The organism is Longimonas sp. (assembly GCF_046498435.1).
Lineage (GTDB): Bacteria > Bacteroidota > Rhodothermia > Rhodothermales > Salinibacteraceae > Longimonas.
Window position 1 is genome coordinate 1 of sequence record NZ_JAWOAR010000115.1, and the last position, 6050, is coordinate 6050.

Consider the following 6050-nt stretch of genomic DNA (forward strand, 5'->3'; position numbering starts at 1 on the left):
TGACCTGTTGGAAAGCAATGCCGCCACGCCTGCAAAGGGGCGCCTGGTATGGGGAGGTTCGTGCCAACCGTGCAGGACAGGCCACAGGCATCCGATTTGAGGTTTCCCTTAGCCCGAGCCATTAGGGAGGGGCCGAAGATGCAGGGATCGTGCCACCTGTGCGAGGTAGGCGTTGAGATCCTTCCTCCCGACTGGGGTCGGAAGTCAGGATGACGTGGTAGAGTGGGGAAGGTGCAAACTCTCATCTGCTCCCCTCTCCAGGGGAGCGGCTTCGGGTAGCGCGCTTGCACCTGTTTCTTCCTGCGCTAAACACGTACCCGACAGCTGTCGGTATCGGGACGCTCAAAATGACAACCCTGTAGGTGGCAACTTGAGTTATGTGCATCGTCACCAAACGTACGAATCGGCCTACGACGACACTTCTACCGGGTGCTCGGCCTCTGACTTGTCTGTGTCTGCCGCCGTGCCATTGCCGCTGACCGTGTCAGAGCGGTGTGCAGACTCAGCGGCTTGCACGGCTTCGTGCACTTCGTAAAACAGATGGTTGGGCCCCAACTCATGAACGACACCTGCACGGCTCAGCACATCGTGCACCGGTCCTTTGAGTCCAGCCAGGTACAGGTTGATGCTGTTTTCGTGACACATTTCAATGATCTCGTGCAACGCATGGGCCGCAGTCGAATCGACGCGATTGACCGGGTACATATCAATGACGATGGCTCGCAGCGCATCGTTGTTCATATCAATATCGCTCACCAGGTCTTTGAACGTAGACACATTGGCGAAGTAGAGCGCCGCGTCCATGCGCACAATCATCACATCGGAGCGGGTAATGGCGTCGGGGCTGCGCTTCAGGTTGCGGTAGGTCGTCGAATCCGGTAGGCGCCCCATGATGGCGGTGTGCGGTGTGGCGCTCTGATAAATGATGGCGATAAGCGACACGATGACGCCAGCCAGGATGCCTTCTTCGATGCCCAGCGTAAGCGTAGCCACGAAGGTAAGCGCCATCAGCGCCAGGTCGCGGCGATCTACGCGCCACAGGTACATGGCCTCCTTCCAGTCTACAAGCCCAGCTACGGCCACCATCACAATCGACGCCAGGATGGCATTGGGCATGTAGTAGAAGAGCGGTGTGAGAAAGAGCAGTGTAAGGGCAATGACCACGGCGCTGATAATCCCTGCCACATTGGTCTTCGCCCCGGCCTCGGCATTGACGGCGGTTCGCGAGAAGCCGCCTGTGGTGGGATACGACTGGAAGAAGGCTCCGGCCACATTCGCTACGCCCAGCCCCACAAGCTCTTTATTGGCGTCGAGGCTGTAGCCATTACGACGGGCGTACACTTTGGCTACGGCAATGGATTCCATGAATCCGATAAGCGAGATCGTCAGGGCACCGGGAATCAGAGCCTGCATATCCGCCCACGAAAACGCAGGGATGACAAAGCTGGGAAGCCCGCTCGGCACCTCTTCCACAATGGAGACGCCGGCTTCGTTGCCGCCCGTCAGCCAGATGGCACCGGTGCCCAGCACTACGACCACGAGGGCGCCGGGAATGGCCTTCGACCAGCGTTTGAGCGCCACCAGAATTGCGATGCCTATGACGCCGAGCACCACTGTGGGCAGGTGGATTGCCTCCCACTGCTGCGCTGCCGACCACAGAATCTCGTGAATGTAGTTGGAGCGCTCAATATCGACGCCCAACAGGTGCTTGAGCTGGCTAAGGCCAATCACCAGGGCCGCTGCCGAGGTAAATCCGCTTAGTACGGGATGCGACAGGAAGTTGACCAGAAAGCCAAATCGGAGTAGTCCCATAGCCAGCTGGAACACCCCGACCATAACGGTGAGCATGAGCGTGAGCATGATGTACCGATCGGGATCGCCGTCGGCCATCGGGCCCACGCTCGCCGCCACCAGCAGCGACACAATAGCCACAGGCCCCACCGCTAACTGACGCGATGTGCCGAAGATGGCATATCCGAGCAGCGGAATGAGCGAGGCATACAGTCCATAAATAGGCGGCAACCCGGCAATGAGGGCGTATGCCATTCCCTGCGGAATGAGCATAACGCCTACAGTGAGCCCTGCCGAAAGGTCGCTCTTCAGGTGGTCGGCAGAGTACTGCGTAAGCTGATCTAATAACGGAAGGGCGTCGCGAAGGCGGGCGAGCATAAGAACGAAGAGCCTACAAGATCGAAAGTACGGTATATACCGCAAGAGCGGCCCCCGCACAGGCAGGCCGCTCTTGGGTTAGACGACAGGAAGCGCAGATGCGTTAAGCAGCCACTGCTTCATCAGGGGTAACAGGGGATTCGTAGTCCGAGAAGTCGCCGTTCACGTAGACTACGGACCGTCCGCTGCGCTGCAGATAGGCCGAGGCCGCTGCCGCACGCGCGCCACTGCCGCAGTGCACGAGCAGCGTTTCGTCGGTTGGTAGATCGGCTTCGTATTCCGGCATGCGCGTGTACGAAGCGTTGTGTGCGCCTTCGACGTGTCCGGCGTCGTACTCAGAGCGGAAGCGTACGTCCACAACCGCCGTGTTGTCGGCATGACGGCGCTGCTCCAGCTCCGCAAAGTCAATTTCTTCGATGGAGGTCGTCTCTGCATCCGCCAGATAGCGTTGCAGCGTTTCGAGCGAGGCGAAGGCCACCGGGTTGTCGTATCCGATGCGCACCAGATCGCGCACCGCTTCGTCGACATCGTCTTCGTCGATGAGCAGCACAATCGGTGTGGTTTCGTCTTCGACGAGCGAGCCGATGACCATGTTGAAGGCGTTGTTCATCGGCGCATAGAGCGCACCCGGGATGTGGGTCTCCATGAAGGCGGAGCGATCAATCCGCGTATCCACAATGAGCGACTCATCATTTTCGGCGTGGGCCTTCAGTTCCTGCACCGTCAGCTTCTTGGGCTGCGGTAGCTGGCCAAGCACCGGCGCGCCGAGCTTGTTGTCGCGCTTCATGCGCGCAAAGTAGAGCTGCGGCTCGGGCTGTCCGTCGAGGATTGCATCCACAAAGCGGTCTTCGCCGTCGAGGGCGGCGCCTACCATCGGGTTATACTTGCGCTCGTAGCCGATCGTAGTTTGCGGTACGGCCCCGAGGGCTTTGCCGCAGGTGGATCCGGCGCCGTGGGCGGGCCACACTTGCAGATAGTCGGGCATTTCGAGGAAGCGCTGCACCGAACTGTAGAGTTCGCGCGCTGAGGGCTCCATCATGCCCTCGACTTTGGCAGCGGATTCGAGCAGATCGGGGCGACCCAGGTCGTTTACAAAGGCGAAGTCGCCGGTAACGATGCCCATGGGCTCGGTGGCCCCACCGCCTTTATCGGTAATCATGAACGACATGTGTTCGGGCGTATGGCCGGGCGTGTGCACCGCCTCCACCTCGATGTTGCCGATGGTGAAGGTATCGCCATCCTTTAGGAGTTGGGCGTCGTAGGATCCGCCGCTCTGCTTTGGCTCCTTGACCCACTCGTACTTCCAGTCCTCGGTACCTTCGTCAGAGAGATAGAGCGCCGTATCGAAGCGCTCGGCGAATTCGCGGGCCCCCGACAGGAAGTCGGCGTGGATGTGGGTTTCGGCCACCGCCACAATTTCGACGCCTTCCTCTTCGGCCAGCTCCAGGTACTGATCGATGTCACGCTCGGGATCTATAATGAGCGCTTCCCCCGTCTCCTGGCAACCAATGAGGTAAGCGTATTGAGCAAGTTTGGGGTCGAATACTTGTCGGAATAGCATGGTACTCTGTATCGGTTAGTGAGCAAAGAAACAGCATGTCAGCAGCACCGCGTGCTGCATTGTAATGTACTGCGAACGTACTACGTGTTGGGGATGCGCAGGGAGACTGCCCATCCGAGGTTAATGAGGCAGGTGCGGACGCATCGCGCCGTACACCCAGGTTCCGGCAATCGCGCTTAGCAGAGCCACAAGCATCACCGAGTAGCCGCCGCCAATGAGGGCGAAGATGGGGCCGGGGCACGCGCCCAGAAGCGCCCATCCAAGCCCAAACATGATGCCGCCGACCCAATAGCGGTAGCTCGACCACTGCTTCGGGTTGATGCGGATCGGCTCGCCATCGAGCGTGCGAATGTCGAAGTACTTGATGGCTTGCACGCCAATCATAGCTACGACGACCGCACTGCCAATGATGCCGTACATATGGAAGGACTCAAAGCGAAACATCTCCTGAATGCGAAACCAGGATACCACTTCGCTCTGCACGAAGATGATGCCGAAGAGCATGCCCAGCGTCATGTAGCCAAAGAGGCCGCCGACGGTGAGGTTAGCCTCGGCTTGTTCAGGTTGTTGGGTGGCGGTAGACATAATGAATCACAGACCGTTGGTACACAGGAGCGAGAAGGCGCAGCGTGGCTACAGAATTAGCGGCAGAATCAGGTGCGTCACGAACAGACCGCCGATGAAGAAGCCAATCACCGCAATGAGCGACGGCCCCTGCAGGTCAGCAAGCCCACTGATGGCGTGGCCCGAGGTGCATCCGCCCGCATAGCGCGCGCCAAAGCCGACGAGGAAGCCGCCCACGACAATCATAAGAAACCCCGGCAGCGACGCGAGTCCGCTCCACGAGAAGAGATCGCTGGGCAGCAGTCCCGTAAAGTCGGTGATGCCCAAGCCTTCAAGCTGGGCACGGGCCCCAGCCGAGATCCCGATTTCCGGATCCGGATGCGCGAGCACTGTGGTGGCAATGACACCGCCAAGTACAATCCCGACCGCGAATACGATATTCCAGAGACCGGATTTCTTCCAGTCGTACTGAAAGAACTCAACGCGCCCCGGAATGGTGGCAGCACACGCGTGACGCAAGTTCGCCGAGATGCCAAACATGCGTCCGCCCGCAATGAGCAGCGCGGGCACAATAAGTCCAATAAGCGGCCCAGCCACGTACCAGGGCCAGGTCTGTGAGAGCATCTCTATCATGAGTCGTTGGCAGTTCGCCTGTTGTTATTACAAGTTTGCAATCCGGTATATATAATCCGCTGGTATGTTGTTCCGAGATGTGTATCCGCCCACGCCTGGCCTCACTGTCTTTAAATGCGGTTTCGGGATGAGCACTACATTGCTACAAAAGAATACACAGAATCTAAATATTCTGCACGGAGATGTGATCGAGGTGACCGTGCCCGAGGAGCGATGTGCAGAACATGCTACCATATCGTAATGGAGGCGGTCTCGTTATTTTGAGACAACAACCGGCGTCCGGGCACGGGCTACAAGCCCGCGAACAATGCACGCCCACTTGCTACGCCCTATTATCCCCAAGACTATGACGCGACGTATTTACACACTGCTGGCGGCCTTTGCACTGGTTGTGCTGATCGGCGCACCTGGCATTGCCACAGCGCAGTCTCATTCGACTTCTGTTGATTCATCGGCCACCTACGGACAGTGGAAGCCCGGCTTCGGCATGCAGGTACGCACACTGCTGGAATCGCCCCATCCTGAGGTTCAGGACAACGGCATGCAGCTCATTCTGCACTACGCCCAGCGCGATGCAGACATCGACTTTGCTCCGGCGGTACCGGCGCTGTTCGACGTGTATGACCATGCCGAGCACGAAGGGCGACGGCTCCTTGCGCTGCGTGCCATTGACGCCATTGGCACCGATGCCCACATGCAGCGCCTGGCTCAGCGATTGGACACCGAGGTGTCGGACCGGGTGCGCGATCATACGCTGCGCACGCTTGCATCGCGTAATCCAGACGAGTGACACCAACTCCGCACGCGTCGTTGGTGTATGGAAGGTTGGACGTGTGGACGGTTGGAGGTGTACACCGTCCATCCGTCCACCTCCAAACGAGACCGAAGGCCGAATTACGACGTGCATCCGGCATCGTGCAGAGAAGCGATCCTACAACGGTGCAACCGGATTTGGTGTGAGTAGCATTACCACATAGAGCAGAACGACTTCGTACGACCATCCAAAAAAGCCCCGCTTTCACGTAATGTGAGGACGGGGCGTTTCGTTTGGGGATGCATGGCCCATCTTCTACATCGGGATCTTCCGCATCCGGTACACAAGCTGATGGCCGAGAAAGAGCAC

General features: G+C 58.8%; 5 protein-coding genes. 1 reads left to right on the forward strand and 4 read right to left on the reverse strand.

Annotated elements, in window-relative coordinates:
• Positions 1–408: 408 nt before the first annotated feature.
• From R6U20_RS04565 to R6U20_RS04580, 4 genes are all read right to left on the reverse strand, one after another.
• Positions 409–2169 (reverse strand): SulP family inorganic anion transporter, encoded by a 1761-nt coding sequence (locus tag R6U20_RS04565; protein ID WP_410336686.1) that lies wholly within the window; start codon positions 2167–2169, stop codon positions 409–411.
• Positions 2170–2272: 103 nt separating this feature from the next.
• Positions 2273–3730 (reverse strand): MBL fold metallo-hydrolase, encoded by a 1458-nt coding sequence (locus R6U20_RS04570; RefSeq protein WP_410336687.1) that lies wholly within the window; start codon positions 3728–3730, stop codon positions 2273–2275.
• Positions 3731–3850: 120 nt separating this feature from the next.
• Positions 3851–4246: a DUF6691 family protein gene (locus tag R6U20_RS04575; RefSeq protein WP_410336690.1), complete on the reverse strand. Its 396-nt coding sequence runs from the start codon at positions 4244–4246 to the stop codon at positions 3851–3853.
• Between the two features lie 117 nt (positions 4247–4363).
• Positions 4364–4927: a YeeE/YedE family protein gene (locus R6U20_RS04580; RefSeq protein WP_410336688.1), complete on the reverse strand. Its 564-nt coding sequence runs from the start codon at positions 4925–4927 to the stop codon at positions 4364–4366.
• 346 nt (positions 4928–5273) lie between these two features.
• On the opposite strand from R6U20_RS04580, the gene R6U20_RS04585 reads away from it, so the two are divergent.
• Positions 5274–5717, forward strand: a complete 444-nt coding sequence (locus tag R6U20_RS04585) for a hypothetical protein (RefSeq protein WP_410336689.1) — start codon at positions 5274–5276, stop codon at positions 5715–5717.
• Positions 5718–6050 lie beyond the last annotated feature (333 nt).